General features: G+C 36.3%; 12 protein-coding genes. 5 read left to right on the top strand and 7 right to left on the bottom strand.

The annotated features are described in order from the left end of the window. The first annotated feature begins 53 nt into the window (after window positions 1-53). The 3 genes from CRO54_RS04365 (at window position 54) to CRO54_RS04375 (ending at window position 5,281) form a co-directional block, all read left to right on the top strand. A complete protein-coding gene (locus CRO54_RS04365) occupies window positions 54-497 on the top strand; it encodes a PaaI family thioesterase (protein ID WP_205943948.1) in 444 nt (147 codons plus the stop codon). 105 nt (window positions 498-602) lie between these two features. Further along, entirely contained in the window at window positions 603-3,842 is a 3,240-nt protein-coding gene (locus CRO54_RS04370) for a SusC/RagA family TonB-linked outer membrane protein (protein ID WP_097129091.1), read from the top strand. 11 nt (window positions 3,843-3,853) lie between these two features. Then, entirely contained in the window at window positions 3,854-5,281 is a 1,428-nt protein-coding gene (locus CRO54_RS04375; protein WP_097129094.1) for a SusD/RagB family nutrient-binding outer membrane lipoprotein, read from the top strand. Window positions 5,282-5,343: 62 nt separating this feature from the next. On the opposite strand, the gene CRO54_RS04380 is transcribed toward CRO54_RS04375, so the two are convergent. From CRO54_RS04380 to surE, 7 genes are all read right to left on the bottom strand, one after another. After that, entirely contained in the window at window positions 5,344-6,621 is a 1,278-nt protein-coding gene (locus CRO54_RS04380) for a nucleoside recognition domain-containing protein (RefSeq protein ID WP_097129096.1), read from the bottom strand. Window positions 6,622-6,771: 150 nt separating this feature from the next. Beyond that, window positions 6,772-7,929 carry a M14 family zinc carboxypeptidase gene (locus CRO54_RS04385; RefSeq protein ID WP_097129098.1) on the bottom strand — a complete coding sequence of 386 codons (1,158 nt, stop codon included), beginning with the start codon at window positions 7,927-7,929 and terminating at the stop codon, window positions 6,772-6,774. 140 nt (window positions 7,930-8,069) lie between these two features. Further along, the gene (locus CRO54_RS04390) at window positions 8,070-10,961 is read right to left on the bottom strand and encodes a S9 family peptidase (RefSeq protein ID WP_097129100.1); all 2,892 of its coding nucleotides are present in this window, start codon (window positions 10,959-10,961) and stop codon (window positions 8,070-8,072) included. A gap of 216 nt (window positions 10,962-11,177) precedes the next feature. Continuing rightward, the gene (gene yidC, locus CRO54_RS04395) at window positions 11,178-12,980 is read right to left on the bottom strand and encodes a membrane protein insertase YidC (RefSeq protein WP_097129103.1); all 1,803 of its coding nucleotides are present in this window, start codon (window positions 12,978-12,980) and stop codon (window positions 11,178-11,180) included. A gap of 20 nt (window positions 12,981-13,000) precedes the next feature. After that, a complete protein-coding gene (locus tag CRO54_RS04400; RefSeq protein ID WP_097129106.1) occupies window positions 13,001-14,617 on the bottom strand; it encodes a CTP synthase in 1,617 nt (538 codons plus the stop codon). A 252-nt stretch (window positions 14,618-14,869) separates the two neighbouring features. Next, entirely contained in the window at window positions 14,870-15,571 is a 702-nt protein-coding gene (locus CRO54_RS04405) for an SDR family oxidoreductase (protein WP_097129108.1), read from the bottom strand. A gap of 80 nt (window positions 15,572-15,651) precedes the next feature. After that, window positions 15,652-16,413 (bottom strand): 5'/3'-nucleotidase SurE, encoded by a 762-nt coding sequence (gene surE, locus CRO54_RS04410; RefSeq protein ID WP_097129910.1) that lies wholly within the window; start codon window positions 16,411-16,413, stop codon window positions 15,652-15,654. Between the two features lie 80 nt (window positions 16,414-16,493). Between surE and CRO54_RS04415 the strand changes: the two genes are divergently transcribed. Both CRO54_RS04415 and CRO54_RS04420 read left to right on the top strand, forming a co-directional pair. Further along, window positions 16,494-17,396, top strand: a complete 903-nt coding sequence (locus CRO54_RS04415) for a diacylglycerol/lipid kinase family protein (RefSeq protein ID WP_171047820.1) — start codon at window positions 16,494-16,496, stop codon at window positions 17,394-17,396. 7 nt (window positions 17,397-17,403) lie between these two features. Continuing rightward, complete coding sequence (locus tag CRO54_RS04420) at window positions 17,404-18,714, top strand: peptidoglycan DD-metalloendopeptidase family protein (RefSeq protein WP_097129112.1); 1,311 nt, start codon at window positions 17,404-17,406, stop codon at window positions 18,712-18,714. The last annotated feature ends 87 nt before the right edge of the window (window positions 18,715-18,801 follow it).

The following is an 18,801-nucleotide window of genomic DNA, read 5'->3' on the forward strand; positions in this document are numbered from 1 at the left end:
ATTTATCAAATTAAACACTAGGTAGGTAATTTAGGTACGATATTAATATTGAAATGGAACAACAAGACAACACTAACGATAGATTAAAAGTTTTTCAATCTTTTATTGGAAAAGAAGTAAACAATTCTCCTTCAAACTTTATGAATTGGCTAAAGCCTACTGTAATTAGTGCTGAAAAGGGCAGTTTACACTGTAGCTATATAGTTCGCTTGGAAATGACCAACCCTTACGGAATTTTACATGGAGGTATTACCGCTGGTATTATAGATGATTTAATTGGTGCTACTGTTTTTACGTTGGGTTTAAACAATGCTTACACAACTATAAACAATAACATCGATTATTTTGCCCCAGCTAAAGAAGGGGATGTTATTACAGCAAAAACAAGCATCGTAAAACAGGGCAGAACCATTATTAATCTTCAATGTGAGGTGTTTCTTCCTTCTAAAAACCGATTAATCGCAAGAGGATATTCTAATATGTTAAATATAGGCTAGTTTTTAACAAATTTTAACAAAAAATACTTGTTTATGAAGCAGTTTGCGTAATTGTGCGTATATTCAGTTAACAATCAACTAATAATCAACTAATAATCACAAACTATGAACAGGAAATTTACGCTAACCTTGTTAGGGTTCCTGCTATTGGCTGTATTTACTTATGCCCAAAAGGCTGTTAAGGGTAAAGTTACAGACGTCACCAATGGTCAAGGGATTCCAGGAGCAAGTGTTTCAGTTAAGGGACAAGCTGGTAACACAGTTGTAACCAATAATGATGGTTCTTTCACCATTAACGTCCCATCAGACAACTCGCTGTTGGTAGTTACCTATATTGGGTACACTACTAAAGAAGTTTCAGTCGGAACACAGTCAACAATTAATATTGCTTTAAATGAGAGCTCGCAAACCTTAGAAGGGGTTGTGGTAACTGCTCTAGGTATTAAACGTTCAGAAAAATCAATAGGTTATTCTACCCAACAAATTAACGGCGACAACCTGACGTTAACGAAAGAGCAAAATGTGATTGGTTCTTTAGCTGGTAAAGTCGCTGGTGCTCAGGTTACTGGCTCGTCTGGCGGAAGTATGGGTGGTACGCAGAAAATTAAGATTAGAGGAGTGAATTCTGTAACTGGTGGCGGGCAACCTTTAATGGTTATCGACGGTACGCCAATATCTAACACTAATTTTAGTGGTTCTAATGGAAATGGTGTTGATTACGGAAATGTTGGGCAGGATATTAACCCAGAAGATGTAGAAAGTATTAGTGTACTTAAAGGCCCAGCGGCATCGGCTTTATACGGATTAAGAGGACAGTATGGAGTTCTTTTAATTACTACCAAAAAAGGAGCCATGGGAGCAAACAGAATAGATGTTAGTCTTAATTCAGCATTTACAATAGAAAAAGTAGGTAATTTTATGCCACTTCAAGATATTTATGGTGTAGGTAACAATCAAACTTTTCAGACTTTTTCTAATGGAGAGAAGTATGTAAATGGAAATGATGAGAGTTGGGGGCCAAAAATGGACGGAACTCCAGTTCGTATGTATTACAGTTTTTATCCGCAAGACGCTGAATTTGGTAAATTAACTCCATTTTTGCCTCAACCAAACAATATTAAGGATTTTTTTGAGACTGGAACAAATACTAATAACGGTATTAGCATTAGCGGATCTGGACAAAATTCTAACTTTAGGTTAGGGTATAATAACACCTATATTAATGGTACTTATCCTAATTCATGGCTTAAAAGAAATAATGTAAGCTTTGCTGGAAGTTTGAAATTAACAGATAAGTTGACTGTTGGAACAAATGCAAACTATGCAAACAATAGCGCCCAACGCCCTGTACAGGGTTATCAAGGTTCATTTACTGGCGCAAATCAATGGTTTCAAAGAAACATAGATATTAACCGTTTAAGAAATTATAAATATGCTGATGGAACTGTTCTAAATTGGAATGTCAATCCAAGCTTATCGGGTACTACATTAGGTACGATAGTAACGAACAGACCATCTGATTGGAATAATCCATTTTTTGATGCTTATGAAAATCTTAATTTGGACAGTCGCGACCGTATATTTGGCGATATTAACTTGACCTACCAAGTTTTACCAGAATTAAAACTTAGTGGTTTTGTTAGAACGGATAGATTTACTCAAAATATCAATAGGCGAAATGCGCTTGGAGGCAGATTAGACGAAAGTTTCAGTACTGGTAAATATCAGAGTGCTGACAATAATTACGAATTTTTAGCTCAATATTTAAAAAAAGTTAACGATTTTGATTTTAACTTAAATGTTGGCGCCAACTTATTAACTCAATCATACAACTATCTTACGGCTGCAACTGCTGGAGGACTATCATCTCCTGGGTTTTATAGCATCGAAGCTTCTATAGATAGACCTACAAGCTTCTCTTACCTACGAGAAAAGGAAGTTCGAAGTATGTATGCAATGGGCTCAGTAGGCTATAAGGACACTTACTTTTTAGACGCCTCTGTACGTAACGATATATCATCGGCTTTGCCAAAAGATAACAACTCTTATTGGTATCCTTCAGTTTCAGGTAGTTTTATCTTTAGTAACCTGCTTAAATCTAATGTGCTTTCTTTTGGTAAATTACGCTCGTCATTTGCTATTGCAGGGGCTGATTTAGCTGCTTATGAAACTGTAATGGGATATGTTACTGGAAATGTCTACAAAACAACCACTAACACAGTTACAACAGGCTTTGTTCCCGATAAGTTAAAAAATCCGAGTATCGAACCTTCATTTGCAAATTCTTTTGAGATTGGTACAGATTTAAAATTTCTTAAAAATAGAATTGGTATTGACTTTACTTACTATAAACAGCGTAATAAAAACCAGATTATTGATTTATCAGTTTCTGGAGGAAGCGGCTTTACAAGTTTCGTAGTTAATGCAGGAGATATTCAAAATCAAGGCATTGAAGTTTCTTTAAATGCAAATCCAGTAGCTAGTAAATTATTTCAATGGAATACTATTCTAAATTTTGCCAGAAATAAGAGTAGAATTAATGAGTTGTATCCTGGTATAAATGTCTACCAATTAGATGCAAATGTGTATTCTAGCCAAACGGTTTATTTAAATGCAACTGTTGGTAAAGAGTTTGGCTCTTTGGTAGGCCCTGGTTATGCTAGAGATGCAAGCGGACAGCTATTATTAGGTGCTGACAACATGCCAGTACAAGAATTGAATAAAGATTTCGGTTCTGTTGTTCCTGAATTTACCGGGGGGTTCGTGAATAATTTTAAAATTGGAAAATTTGATGTAGCAGCTATGATAGATTTTCAGAAAGGTGGTCAATTTTTTAGCTGGAGTAAAATGTTAGCGGTAAAATCTGGGCAAGCTGCTGAAACTGTAGTGCTTAATGATAAAGGCATGAATGTTCGTGAACCCTTAGCTAATGGAGGTGGTGTTCGTATGACTGGCGTATATGCACCAGGTACAATGATTACAATTGCGGGTGTACCAACAAATGTAGGTGGACAAAATTTTGATGGATATGTGGATGCTAGAGTTTATTTTAGAAATAAGATTGGTACTCAAATTTATGAAGAGTGGTTATATGATGCTTCTTATATCAAGTTAAGAGAAGTTAGTGTGGGTTACACTTTCGATAAAGATTTAATTAAGAAATTACCGGTAAAATCAGTAAGATTATCAGCAATAGCAAGAAACCCATTAATGATTTGGCAAAAAGCACCTAAAGGTTTAGACCCATCCGAATTATCATCTGGAAGTGCATCTATTAGTTGGATCGAAAAGGGAGAACTACAAACCGTTCGTTCTTATGGTGTTAATCTAAACGTTATTTTCTAAATAGAATCAATATGAAAAGATATATAAATGAGTTTAAATTTACGGCATTGGGTGTGGCATTACTTTTTGCTGGCTGTAAAAAATTCGATTCGAAATATTACAATGATCCAAATAATCCTGTATCTCAATCAAGTATGCAATTGGTTGCTAATGCAGAGTATTACCTTCCTGATATAAGTTCTTCGCCGAATGGAGTACATTATGCTCAGCACTTGTCGTTAACCGCATTTACCGACAATAGTAGATTTGTGCCTACAAACTTTAATTTTTATACTTGGTTGGCTGGTCCGATTAAGAATTTAGATGAAGCAATAGCGAAGGCTAACAATTTGTCAGACGGTCCAGTAGCTAATCAAAAAGCCGTAGCAAAGATTTTGAAAGCATACTTCATGTGGTTTGCAACAGATAGATGGGGTGATTTGCCTTTTAGCGAAGCTTTAAAAGGAAAAGATAATTTTACGCCTGCTTATGATAAGCAGCAAACGATTTATAATTCCTTATTTACGTTGTTGGATGAAGCTAATACCGAAATTATTACCGTTAATGGAAATGTTAAAAATGATATCGTTTATAACGGAGATATTAATAAATGGAAACGACTAGGTAATACTATTCATTTACTAATGGCGCTCCGATTATCGAAAGTTGATGCGATAAAAGGGAAAGCGGAATTTTTAAAAGCTCAAGCTAATGGGATTATGGCAGCTAATACAGATAACTTAGCTTATCCACATTTGGCTGAGCAAGTTCACGAAAACTACTGGTACAATTCATTTACACGCTTGGGTAGAAATTGGTATGCTTTAAGTAACACGTTAGTGAATTACATGAAGCCGATAAACGATCCTAGATTACCTGTATACGGAAATTTAAATTCGACTGGTACTTACGGAGGATTAGAGTTTGGAAAAGCCTCTCCAACTACAGCAGACATCAATGCCTCTTCGTTATTGGGCTCATCTTTAAGGCAACAGAACTCCCCGGTACAATTGGTTACTTATGCTCAAGCTCTTTTTGCATTAGCAGAGGCTGCTAAACTAACTTGGATTGCTGGAGGAGATGCACAAGCAAAAATTTATTACGATAATGCCGTAACGGAATCTATAAGACAATGGACTGGTAACACCGCTAGCGTAGCTGCTTATCTAGCGCAAACCGATGTGGCTTACGACCCTTTAAATGCTTATTCAAAAATAGGACATCAAAGGTGGGTACATTTATTTTTGCACGGTTATGAGGGCTGGTCAGAGTGGAGAAGAACTGGTTTTCCAAGTTTAACTGTTCCAGTGGGAATAAACGGCGGGTTAATGCCACGTAGAGATGGCTATCCGACTCAAGAGAGAGCTAATAATACTACCAATTACAATGCTGCAGTTGCTGCGTTCCCGTACGGAGGTACTGACGGACTCAACGCAAGAGTTTGGTGGGATAAACCTTAATCCATTAATCATAAAAAAACCGCATCAAATTGATGCGGTTTTTTTATGTAATTATATTTCAATTAACTGTTCCCGAAAAATAAATAAGCCAGTCCAATTGCGGTACAAACACCAGCCAAATCTGCGATAAGCATTGTGCCAATGGCGTAACGTGTATTTTTAACAGATATAGAACCAAAATAAACTGCAATTACATAAAATGTAGTATCTGCAGCTCCTTGGAAAACGCCCGACAATTTACTTGCAAAAGAATCAGGTCCGTAAGCTGTCATGGTATCTACCATCATTCCTCTAGCGCCGCCGCCGCTCAACGGTCTTATCAACGCGGTAGGTAAAGCTTCCACAAAACGAGTATCTGCACCAAAAAAGGTGAAGAAGTTCTTTATTCCCAGAATAACTACGTCAAAAGTTCCGCTGGTACGTAACATGCTAATCGCTACTAGCATACCTACCAAGTATGGAATAATTTTTACAGCAGTTTCAAAACCACCTTTTGCACCGTCTACAAAAGCGTCAAAAACATCTATCTTTTTGTAAACGCCACCTAATAAAATAGCTAGCACGATAAAGAGAATAACGCCACTACTCAATGTACCAGAAAAAGAGGCAATATCTTTCGAGTTTAAAGTAGTAATATACCAAACTAACAAACCAATTACTGCGCTAATACTTAAGATCCAACCCAAAATTACGGGCTGAAAAATATTAATCTTTTGCTTAAAGGAAACAATTAACATGGCGGTCATTGTACCCACAAAAGTTACAATTAAGCAAGGAATGAAAATATCGGTCGGGTCGGATGCATTAGAAGAAGCTCTCAATGCAATAACACTTACTGGAATTAAACTTAGGCCCGCTGCATGTAAACACAAAAACATAATTTGGGAGTTGCTCGCAGTAGCTTTATTAGGGTTCAATTCTTGTAGGCTTTCCATTGCTTTTAAACCGAAAGGAGTAGCTGCATTATCTAATCCTAATAAGTTGGCAGAGAAATTCATCACCATGTGACCAGTAGCTGGGTGGCCTTTAGGTACCTCTGGAAACAACTTAGAAAAAAACGGCCCTACAATTTTAGATAGTAATCGGATACCACCAGCTTTCTCAGCAATACTCATTAAACCCATGAAAAATGCCAAGATGCCAATTAGTTTTAAGCACATTTCTACTGCATTCCAACAAGTTTGTATTACGCCGTCTACTTTAGTTAAGTTGGTTGGGTCATCACCTTTACCAATCACCATCCAACTAAATATCTCTGTTTGACCAAAAAAGAAGCATTTAATAGCAGCTACAGTAATAGCTACGATAATAAATGCCGACCAAATTCTACTTAATGCCATTTGTTTAGTTTTATGCGTTGAATTTAGTGTTTTTGCGGTATTTTACCACAAGTGAGGAAAGATTTAATTTGAAAATTTTTTGACACAGATGCACAGATTAATACTTCTAAGCCTCAATTTAAATTATATTTGCATCTGTGGCTACAAAAATTAAGTTAACAAATAGCCATCCTTAAAAGCTAAAATGATTTGCTTCTCCATTATTAATTCAAAATTTGCTGCTTTATTAAATACGATATCACCTTTCAATTCGCAGTTATTAGCATCGTAAACTTCATAAGCATCACAGAAGCTCAAATCGCCAATATCTTGTATACTGTAACTTTTAAAAGTGCTCATTCCATCTGTATTTGGGCATTCATCGTAATTGATACCGACACTTACCTTGATATTATTTAAAATAAGGTTATTGATCATTACGTGAAAAATTTGCTTGTTGTTTTTGGGAATAGCAAAGTAATTTTCAGTCTTTTGATTTTCGTAGTTTTTACTTGCGATAGAAATTAATCCAGATAGGATAGAAGCGAAGTAATATTTTCTGATTTGCTGTTTTTCAGTATCATCTTGATAACCTCCAGCTTCAATTAAAATGGTAGATGTACCCGCTTTTTGAAAGTTATCACCGAATGCCCTCGGCTCATACTCGTCATCAAATAAACCGATGTGATGCGGTAGAATTTGGTCTAATTCTTTAAACATATCAGCTATTACTAGCATCGCATTTTCACGAACTTGATTTATAGAAAGCCCTTTATCAAATGCAGGAGCTAAGTATGAAAGTGTAGCTGGTTTTAGTGTTTCATCAACACTCCATAAAGTAGTTTGATCGTGTAAGTTAAAACCGAAATGAGGATCAAAATCATTTCTAGCCTGTTTTAAAATTTTTCCTTCAGGTGTGGTAGTTTGTATGAAATCTCTGTTGATATCAATCTGTTGTGCGTTACGTCTTGTAAACATAGCTGCGCCATCAGGGTTTACCATTGGAATGATCAATAGTTCGCAATTATCGTTAATCAGTTTTACGGTTTCATTGTCTTCTTGCAAGAAGTTAAACAGATCTAAAATGGCCATGGTACCAGTAGCTTCGTCGCCATGCATTTGGCTCCATAACAGCACTTTAGTTTTTCCATTTCCCCATTTTACAGCGTTGATGCTTTTGCCTTTTACAGAAGTACCGAGTTCATTGACTGCAAAAGCTGAAGGTAGTTTTTTAAGTAGGGAGATGACATCTTTGTGTTTGAAGAAGCGGTTGGTCAGTGCTTTTTCTTCGAAAGTGATGTAGTCTAATAATATTGAATGTATGGCCATGATATTTCAAATATAAAAAAAGCGAAGCAATCTTTCTTGTATGAAAGATTGCTTCGCTATGCTCGCAATGACGATTTAATAAGGTCATTGCCAACTGATAACTGCCAACTGAAAACTGAAAACTGATTACTGATTACTACCTAAGGTTTCTCGTCGGTTAATTCAAAGCCCCAAGTTTTTCCTTTTTCGGTTGCAGGTACGCCGCCTACCATCCAAACTGGAGCTTTAGCACCTTTCAAATAGTAATCAAAAAACTGTTGCTCACGAATTTGGATATCTTTTCTGTTTTGACGTTGCACCAAGTTGTGTGCTTCGTTATTATAATTTAACAACCAAACAGGTTTTCCTAAACGTTTTAAGCCTGTAAACATCTCAATTCCTTGGTACCAAGGCACAGCTCCGTCGGCATCATTTGCCATTACCACCACTGGCGTGTTTACTTTAGGGAAGTTAAATAAAGGTGAGTTTTGAATATATAACTCAGGTTTTTCCCATAAAGTTGCACCAATTCTGCTTTGTGTTTTTTCGTATTGGAACTGACGGTTCATTCCGCTTTCCCAACGGATACCACCATAAGCCGAAGTCATGTTCACCACAGGTGCACCGGCCCAAGCTGCAGCGTACATGTTGGTTACCGTAATTAAGTGCGCCACTTGGTAGCCGCCCCAGCTTTGCCCTTGGATACCGATTTTGGCGCCGTCAACCCAAGCATTTTTCTTTAAATGCTCTACACCAGAGTTGATAAACTCTTCAGCAGATTTACCTGGATAACCAGTTTCGTAACTGATATCTGGAGCAAATACCAAGTAACCATTACTCACGAAAAAAGGAATGTTTAAACGCGAAGGAGTAGGAGCAGGAGCTTGATAAGTGTATAAACCATCAGAAAGTTTTTCGTAGAAATATACGATCATTGGATATTTCTTGTTAGGATCAAAATCCTCTGGTTTATATAAAATACCTTGAGATTTGAAACCTTTTGGAGTTGTCCAATTTACCAATTCGGTAGTGCCCCAATTGTAGTTGGCTTGTTGAGGGTTAGTGCTACTTAGTTTTGTAGTCGTTTTAAAATCCTTTGAAATGTAAACATCTGGTGATTTGATGTAGCTTCCTTTATCGTAGATGAACAAATCCGCATCTTTAGCTTTAACTAGTGAAGAAAACTTTGCTTTTTCCATTGTCAGCTGTTCTGGTAGTTTATTGTCGTTTATCGCTTTGCGGAAAATGCCATTTTCTTTGGTCGCATTATTTAAAGCATCAAAATATAAAACTTCATTTTTTTTAAAGAAGCGGTCATCGCTATTGCCACCATTATTTCTCATTCCCATTAATCGCTCTGAACCAACACTTACACGCTCTACACGAAGTGTGATATTATTAGAACGACCGAATCCAATAGTTACATTTTTAGGTGCAGATTTACCATCTGGAGAAAATGCCCAAACATCGTAACGGTCGTTAATCAATACCGATTTGTCGTCTTCAGTCCAGCCTGCTATTCCATAGCTTCTAGCGTAATCTGGTACATCATTTTCTTCATCAGCGAACTTAACTGACATGTTGTTGTTTAGCAAAGTAACTTTACCTGTACTTACTTGGTAAGTATACCAATTGCTATTTTCGTTGTTAAAATAAAGCACATATTGTCCACCTGGCGATGACATTGCCTGTCCAGTTAAGCCCTCGATGATTTTTTTACGACTGCCGTTCTTTATATCCACTAAATAATAATCTTTTTTACTACTGCCTGTCCATTGTTGTGCTGCACGGTTGCCGAAGTCTGTAGAAGCCAATACGTAGCTGGCATCTCCCTCGTTTACCAAAGAAGCATCTGGTAATTTTACGTCAGTTAACGGAATAATTTTAGGGTCTGAGCTATAAACATCGATTACGCTTAAATAACTTCTTTTAGCTTCTCTATCTGCGTTTTTCAACTGCATAGTTTGCAAATAGTCATCTTTGTAGCCCCAAATATCTAGTTTTGCATTTTCGAAATCTACTAATGTAGTATCTTTTGGTTTTTTCTCAGGAGCAATACCAAAAAACAATTTGGTTCCATCTTTACTGAAATTTAATCTGCCATCTGCGCTCACTGCATATTTAGCGGGTAAACCCGGCGTTTCGTTATCAACAAGAACTTGTGCAGTATCTAACGACAAAGAGTTATAATAGATATTGTAATCTTTAATTTCTTTCTTCTCTGGATCAGTTTCGCCTAAGAATGCTAAGTGCTCACTTTCATCATCAAAAGTAAAACCTTTAAAATTACCCTTATCTTTTACTAAAGTTTTTAAAGTCCATTTTTCTGTGTTCAATAAAAATACACCCTGTTTAGCAGCTGCATCTTTTTTAGAACCAGTAGAAGTGAAAGCTAATTGCTTACCATCTTTACTGAATGCATATTCCGTTACATATTTGTAAGTTTTTTCAACTCCGGTAACTAAATTTTTAACAATTAAATCAGTTCCTTCTTTACTTGCGCCAGCACCGGCTGCAGGTTCATCAGCAAATACATCGCTATCTTTTTTTTCTGGCGTAGCCGATGCTTTAGTTTTTTTAGCTGTATCTAATGGTTTTTCTAATGTATAGGCAATAATTGCTGCCCCTTTATCAGGAAAAGAGAAAGATTTAACACGAGGAACTTTAGTTACGTTTAAATTAGTCAGATTAACGATAGCTAAAGTATCTTTTGTTTGCTCGTCTGCTTTCTTCTTCTTGATTTTGGCGAGTCTCACATCTTTAAACAAAGGCTTAACTGCCAGAGCAGCAAATTTGGAATCACTGCTAAATGATAAGTTTGTACCTCTAGCTATGGTTAATTTACGACCTGAAGGTGTAAGCGTTTCTTGAAAGTAAAGGTTTCCATCACCTTCTTGTGGACTAACGATAAAACTAGCCCAAAGTCCATTATTGGTTAGCTGTTTACTGCCTACAGATTGCCAACTATCGTAAACACTGTGGTCTAAAGGTTTTTTTTGAGCAAATACAGCACCGCTGATGAGCATAAAAAACAGAAAGAATTTCTTTTGCATGAGTTTTTTATAAATACTTTTTAAGTTGTTGGTTAAACTGTTCTAAAAATCGTAATAATAGCCAGTTAAAGCAAATGTTAAGGGAAATATTACAATAGCTTTCGTAGAAAATAAAAGCCACAGATAAACAGATTTTTAGAATGTAAATCATTGGTGTATCTGTGGCAAAAAAAAAATCCCGCAGGTGCGGGATTCTCAATTATTGTTTTGTTGTTTCTATTTTTTCTTCTGGTTAGCTTGTTGTTGCTGCGTACGCATGTATTCTTCTAAACGAGCTTGGAAACCAGTTTTCTTTTTTTCAACTTTCGGCTTAGCCTTATTATCTTGTAAGATGGCATGAATTTTATCATCATTTACCATCTTTCTAATTAAGAATTGTTGCAAGAAAGTAAGCATGTTGGCTAAGAAGTAGTAATAGTTTAATCCTGATGGATAGCTATTTAATACCCCTAAGAAAATGATTGGCATAATATAACCAATGTATTTCATTTGTCCAGTAGCACCAGAAATCTGATTATTGAAATAGGTGTAGATTAACGTAGAAATCGTCATTAAAATACACATTAAACTCAAGTGGTCGCCAATGAAAGGTACATTGAAACCGAAGTTGATAAAGTTGTCATAAGTAGACAAATCTTTCATCCAAAGGAAACTCTCACCTCTTAACTCGAATAAGTTAGGGAAGAAGAAGAAGAAAGCCATTACAAACGGTAATTGCAGTAACATCGGCAAACAACCACCAATTGGATTAACGCCAACCTGTTTGTAAAGTTTCAGATATTCCTGCTGTAAAAGAGTAGGATTATCTTCGCCAACTTTAGCTTTAATTTCGTCCATTTCTGGCTTTAAAACTCTCATTTTAGCCATCGAAACGTACGATTTGTAAGTTAACGGCGACATAGCAAGCTTCAACAAGATCGTTAATACTAAAATGATTAAACCGTAACCCCAGTTAAAGCCTTCCAAGAAGTTAAACACTGGCAATACCACAAAACGATTGATGTATTTTAAAGGCCAGTAACCTAAATCTACTTGTTTCTCTATCTCGTGACCTTGGTCTTTTAAAGTACTGAATTTGTTAGTACCGAAGTAGAATTTGAAGTTATAGTTCTGAGCGGCCAATTGGTTAAATGGCAAAGTCATATTTGCGCCGTACCATTTAATTTTACCAGGTTCAGTGGAAACTTTAACCTCTAAGTTCCCTTTATCGAAAGGTACAGTAGGAATTAAAACTGCTGAGAAAAAGTGTTGCTTAAAAGAAAACCATTCGATTTTTCCTTCTGTAAGTTCTTTTTTCTCGTCTTTATGTAAGTCTAAGTGATCTGGAGTTTCCTCTACATATTTAAAGTAAGGGCCAGAATGTTCTTGCTCTTTTTTAGCATCTTTTTCTTGTTGCAATAACGTAGTTTCCCAGTTTAAGTTTACGTTATTGCCTTGCAACAGTTGGTTAAACCCAGTTAAATTGATGTTGAAATCTAAATTAGAACCATTCGCTGGAAGTGCATACACAAAATCCACATATTTATCTGCGCTATAATTGGCACGCATGGTAACACCATTGCCAGTTTTAGTAGCGGTAAAATATAAATCGTTAGTGTTGGTAATTTTACCAGCAATATTCAAGTTTAGACCAAACTTGTTTTGGTTTCCATCAAATAAAACTAAAGGCTTATTGCCATAGGTTTTTTCATTTTTGACTTCTACCGATTGGATTTTACCACCTAAATTATTGAAAGTGATTTTTAAGTTCTCATTTTCTAAAACTGTAGTTTGTTCAGTTCCAGTGATATTTCCTCCAAAAGGCCCCGATAATGCTGCTGTATCAACTGTTTTTACAGGGGTAGCTGCTAGTTTTTCTTGGTTTTTAGCAGGTTCTTTAACACCTGCTCTTTTTAATGAATCTGCTCTTTGTACTTCTCGTTCTTTTTTAAGTTCAGCTTCCGACGGTTTCATTAAGAAAACGCCACCTGCTAAAATAATCATGATCAAGAACAGACCCGTGAATGTATTTCTATCCATTATACTGTTTTATACTGCTTTTAAATTGCCTTCTTTTTTACCTGCTCCATTGCAGCGGCCACAAATTTAATAAAAAGTGGGTGAGGATTAGCAACTGTTGATTTTAATTCTGGGTGGAACTGTCCGCCTACAAAGAAAGGATGGTTTTTAAGCTCTACGATTTCTACTAAACCACTCTCAGGATTCATACCAGAAGCAATCATGCCAGCTTCTTCATATTGCGCTAAGTATTTGTTGTTGAACTCGTAACGATGACGGTGTCTTTCTGAGATGTGTTGTTTTCCGTAAGCAGCGAAAGCTTTTGTACCTTTTTTGATATCACATGGATAAGCACCTAAACGCATAGTGCCACCTTTTGTAGTAATGTTTTTTTGCTCTTCCATCATGTTAATTACTGGATGTGGAGCATTTTCATCAATTTCAGTCGTATTTGCATCTTTCAATCCTAATACGTTTCTGCCGAACTCAATTACACAGCACTGCATACCTAAACAGATACCGAAGAAAGGAACATTATTTTCTCTTACGTATTTAATGGCTTCAATTTTACCTTCGATACCACGACTACCAAAACCTGGAGCAACTAAAACACCATCTAAGTGACCTAGTTTTTCCTTTACATTATCGGCATAGATACTTTCTGACGGAATATATTCTACACGAACTTTGCACTCATTTTTCGCACCAGCGTGAATAAATGATTCCGTGATTGATTTGTAAGCATCTGGTAATTCTACATATTTACCAACTAACCCGATTTTAACTTCAGAAGTTGGATTTTTTAAACGACCTAAGAAGTCTTTCCAGCTTTCCATACTAGGCTCGGCCTTGGTAGGTAGCTTTAATTTACTTAATACCGTTTTATCCAATTGCTCTTTGTACATCAACAATGGCACATCATAAATTGTAGATGCATCCATAGATTCGACTACCGCGTTGATGTTAACGTTACAAAATAAAGCGATTTTTCTTCTAATATCTTGACTTATTGGATGTTCTGTTCTGCAAACTAAAATATCAGGTTGGATACCATATTCCAATAATGCTTTAACAGAGTGTTGTGTTGGTTTGGTTTTTAACTCACCTGCAGCAGCTAAATAAGGAACTAGCGTTAGGTGAATAACTAATGCATTGTTGTTGCCTTCTTCCCATTTAAACTGACGAACAGCTTCTACAAATGGTAAAGATTCGATATCACCAACGGTACCACCAATTTCTGTGATTACGATGTCATAATCTCCGCTTTCGCCTAAAATACGCATGTTGCGTTTGATCTCATCAGTAATATGTGGTACAACTTGTACAGTTTTGCCTAGAAATTCTCCCTGACGTTCTTTATTAATTACGTTTTGGTAGATACGACCAGTAGTAATGTTATTGGCTTGTGAAGTAGGAACATTTAAGAAACGTTCGTAGTGACCTAAGTCTAAATCGGTTTCTGCGCCGTCTTCAGTTACAAAACATTCGCCATGTTCATAAGGGTTCAAAGTTCCTGGATCAATGTTGATATAAGGGTCGAACTTTTGGATGGTTACTCGGTAACCTCTGGCTTGTAAAAGTTTAGCTAAAGATGCGGAAATGATGCCTTTTCCTAAAGAGGAAGTAACACCGCCCGTAACAAAAATATACTTAGTCATGGATGAATTTTTGTTGCAACAAATACATTTTATTGCTTTTTGTACGGGATACAAAGGTAAGAAAATATTGCTGTTGTTTCAGTGCTGTTGATAATATATTTTTAGACGAGGCAATACGTTGACCTACAAATGATAATATAAAAATAACGTTTGTTCATAATTTCTTGAAGCGTTATCTTTTTAAGAATTTTAGCCACAGATACACAGATTTCGCTGTCTAAAAATTTTATCTTTGCATCTGCGGCTAAAAAATTATTTAGTTTTAGTAGGTCTAACCTCAATTTTTGACGGTAAAACATTGGGGTTTAAATTCAATAAATCTACCACCATTTGGCCTAAATCCTCTGGCTGGATTTTCCATCCATCTGCGTCATTTGGTTGGTGGTCATTGAAATGAGAAGTTACCGAACCGGGCATAATAGTCGTCGTTTTTACATCATACTCTCGTAAATCTAACATGGCTGCTTGCGTAAAACCAACTACACCAAATTTAGAGGCGTTATAACCAGCGCCGCCCGCAAAAAAGTTTGTTCCAGCTAAACTCGCAATAGAAATATAATAACCTTTGTTAGCTTTCAGTTGTTCAACAGATGCTTTTAAAGTATGGAAAACTCCAGTTAGGTTGGTGTCAATCATTGCGTTCCAATCTTCTAAACTTAACTGGTCAATAGGCCCAAACTTGCCTACGCCAGCATTAGCGATAACGATATCTAACTTACCAAACTTAGCGACAATTTCAGCAACAGCAGCTTCTTCGTCTGCATAATTAGCAACATTAGATGCTACAGCCAAAACATTCTCACTGCCTAAATCAGCTTTTGCTTTTTCTACATCTGCTAACTTTCTACCTGAAATAGCCACCTTTAAACCTGCATCAACCAATGCCTTAGCAATTCCAAAACCTATTCCTTTTGTGCCCCCTGTAATGTAGGCAACCTTATTTTCTAAACTCATATGCTTGTATTAAATATTGAAACCAAAAGTGCGAAAACCATATGTATTCAATGTTTTTTGTATGTAAAATAAGTGAGTAATTAACTAATTCCTAATCCTTGATAACCAATTACGTCTTCAGTTCCAATTTTTTCTTTCAAACGTTTTTCATCCGTTAAATCTAATCTTAAAGGTGTAATAGATACGTAATTACGCTCCATTGCCCAACGGTCACTATTCTCTTCCGATTGTTCAAGTGATCTTACCGAAATCCAAAAATTCTTTCTTCCCATTGGATCTTCTCCTGGAATTACTGTGCCATCATATAGACTTACTGATTGCCTGGTCCACATCATTTTTATTGGTTCTTTCGGGAAATTCACATTGTAAAGTGCCACTTCGTTGGTTTCAAAAAGTAAGCTCAAACATCGTTCTACAAATGGAGCTAAAAGCTCAAAATCAGGTTCCGTTTTACCTACAGGTGTACTTAAGGCAATTCCTTTAATACCTAGTAATACAGCTTGTTTTGCAGCTGCTAATGTTCCTGAATGCCACATCGAATTGCCTAAGTTGGGGCCCATGTTAATGCCTGATAAAACTACCTCGGTATCTGGATACATGTGTAAACCTAACGCCACGCAATCTGCTGGAGTTCCATTTACACGATAGGCTTCGATGCCTTCAAAGGTAATGGGCGATTTTTTATAGTTAAGTGGTCTCGAATGGGTAATGGCATGTCCCATAGAAGATTGCTCTACATCTGGTGCTACAACTCTAACAGTCCCGAATTTTCTTGCCGTTTGCGCTAATGCCGCTATGCCTGGGCTATATATGCCGTCATCATTAGTGATTAAGATATTCATATTCATTAATTATTAGTGATGTATTAAAAACTATTAGAATGCTGTTATTGTTGACATTAAATGAAAATAGATTATTCGCTATGAAAATAGAACAGACAAAAATCCAACTAATACATAATCCAACTGCTGGCGCAGAGGAACACGAAGCAGAACATTTGTTGGAAATGTTAAAATCATCTGGCTATCGCTGTAATTACGCCTCCTCGAAGAAGAAAATCCTCAAAAAAATAGCTACAGATGTGAAGTATATCACTGTTGCTGGAGGCGATGGAACTGTTCGTAAAGTGATTTTGGCGATGCTAGATAAGAAGCTAAAATTCAAAAGACCTATCGCTATCTTACCACTAGGAACTGCCAACAACATCGCAAGCTCTTTAAAAATAGAGGAAAATCTAAGATTAAATGCTGAATCTTGGAAAAAAGAAAAACTACAGAAACTAGATATTGGCGTAGCTAAAACGCGGAAGGATGAAGAACATTTTATAGAATCATTTGGCTTCGGTTTGTTTCCTGCATTGATCAAATGGATGGATGAACAACCAAGAGCTGAGTCAGAAGAACCGGAAGATGAAGTAAAGCAAGCACATAATGCGCTATTGCACTTAACTAAGCACTATGAACCTCTAAAGGCATCTTTACTCTATGATGGCAAAGAAGTGAATGATGAGTTTATAATGATAGAACTACTGAACATCTCTAGACTAGGACCAAAGTTACAATTGGCAAAAGCCGATCCTGGAGATGGCATGTTGGAGCTAGTTGCTGTGAGAGCTAAACAACGTCCAATTTTAATCAAGTATTTTGAAGATATTGTTGCAGGCAAAAAACCAGTTTTTCCGATAAAATCTATACCTATAAACCAAATTAAAATAGCGCTAGAAACTAAGGACATTCATGTAGATGACGAGCTGAAAGAAAGTAAATTACACACATGGATTGTCGATGTTTTACCTAACATGGTAGATATCGTACTCACAAGCTAATCTCAAAATGAAATTTAAAGTCTATTATTCTCTGTTTCTTATTTGTGCGCTTCAGGCATGTAAAAGTGGGCCTTTTAATTTACTTAAACCTGCATCGCCACATCAACAATATGAAAGGAAGCTGGTAAATGCTGGACTAAATCAAAACGTAATGGGTGCACAATGGATCAATAAAGCAAATACTTTATTGCAAAATTACGTTAGCATCAAATTACCATACAAAGAGACTGGATATTTTGCAGCAGATAAAATTGAAGGTGCCAGTTTTAAATTTAGTCTACAGCGTGGACAGCTACTTACTGTAAAATTGAATAAGCAATCCGTAAATAGCTTCTCTATCTACATGGATATTTGGGAACAGAAAGATAATGGAGAATTGAAAGTTCTCGCTTTTGCAGATAGTATTGGAAATGATTTGCAGTTAGAAGCTAAAAATACTGGAGATTACTATTTACGTTTACAACCTGAACTCTTGGTTGGAGGTTCTTATACGTTGGAACTCAATATCGGTCCTTCTTTAGGTTATCCTTTAAAAGCGGTAAATAGAAAACAGATTCAAAGCTTTTTCGGTGTGGGTAGAGATAATGATACTCGTAGACATGAAGGAATCGATATTTTTTCATCTTTTAGAACGCCTGTAATTGCCGTTGCTGATGGTACGGTGACAAGAGTGAACGAAAATAACTTAGGTGGAAAAGTAGTTTGGTTTAGACATAATAATAAGGATTACACTTTATATTATGCACATTTAGATGAACAGACCGCTACTACGGGGCAAGAAGTTTTGATAGGAGATACGTTAGGTTTAATGGGAAATACAGGTAATGCTAAAAATACGCCTCCACATTTGCATTTCGGTATTTATACCAGCGAGGGTGCAGTAGATCCATTGCCATTCGTAGACCCTTTAATACCCCCATTGCCAAGTATCAAAAGCGATATTGCAAAACTAAATACAACACTACGTACTGTAAATAGAGCTATAGAGATTTCAGATAACCAACAGTTCATCAACCCAGAAAAGTTGAAGCAAAATACCATAGTTCGAGTATTGGCGGCTAGCAATACTTTTTATAAAGTAGAATTGCCCAATGGGAAATCTGGTTATATAGCTAATAAATCATTGGTAGAGACTAAATCGCTATCAACTAGAAAAATATCCAGCGTGATGCAAAATTTATTGGATAGCCCAAATTTAGCAGCTGGCGTAAAAGCTAATTTAGTTATTGGCCAAACAGTAAACGTGATGGGTGTTTTTGAAGATTTTCAATTGGTTAGTACTACCGGGGGAGAAGTAGGGTGGTTAAGTTTAAAATAAGCTAAAAACTAGTGTGGCATTGGTAATATTGCAAAAACCTGCAAAAACAAGTATAATCAATTATGTTTTTTAGGAGTTGTTGATTAT

The sequence above is a fragment of the Pedobacter xixiisoli genome (assembly GCF_900215335.1).
Lineage (GTDB): Bacteria > Bacteroidota > Bacteroidia > Sphingobacteriales > Sphingobacteriaceae > Pedobacter > Pedobacter xixiisoli.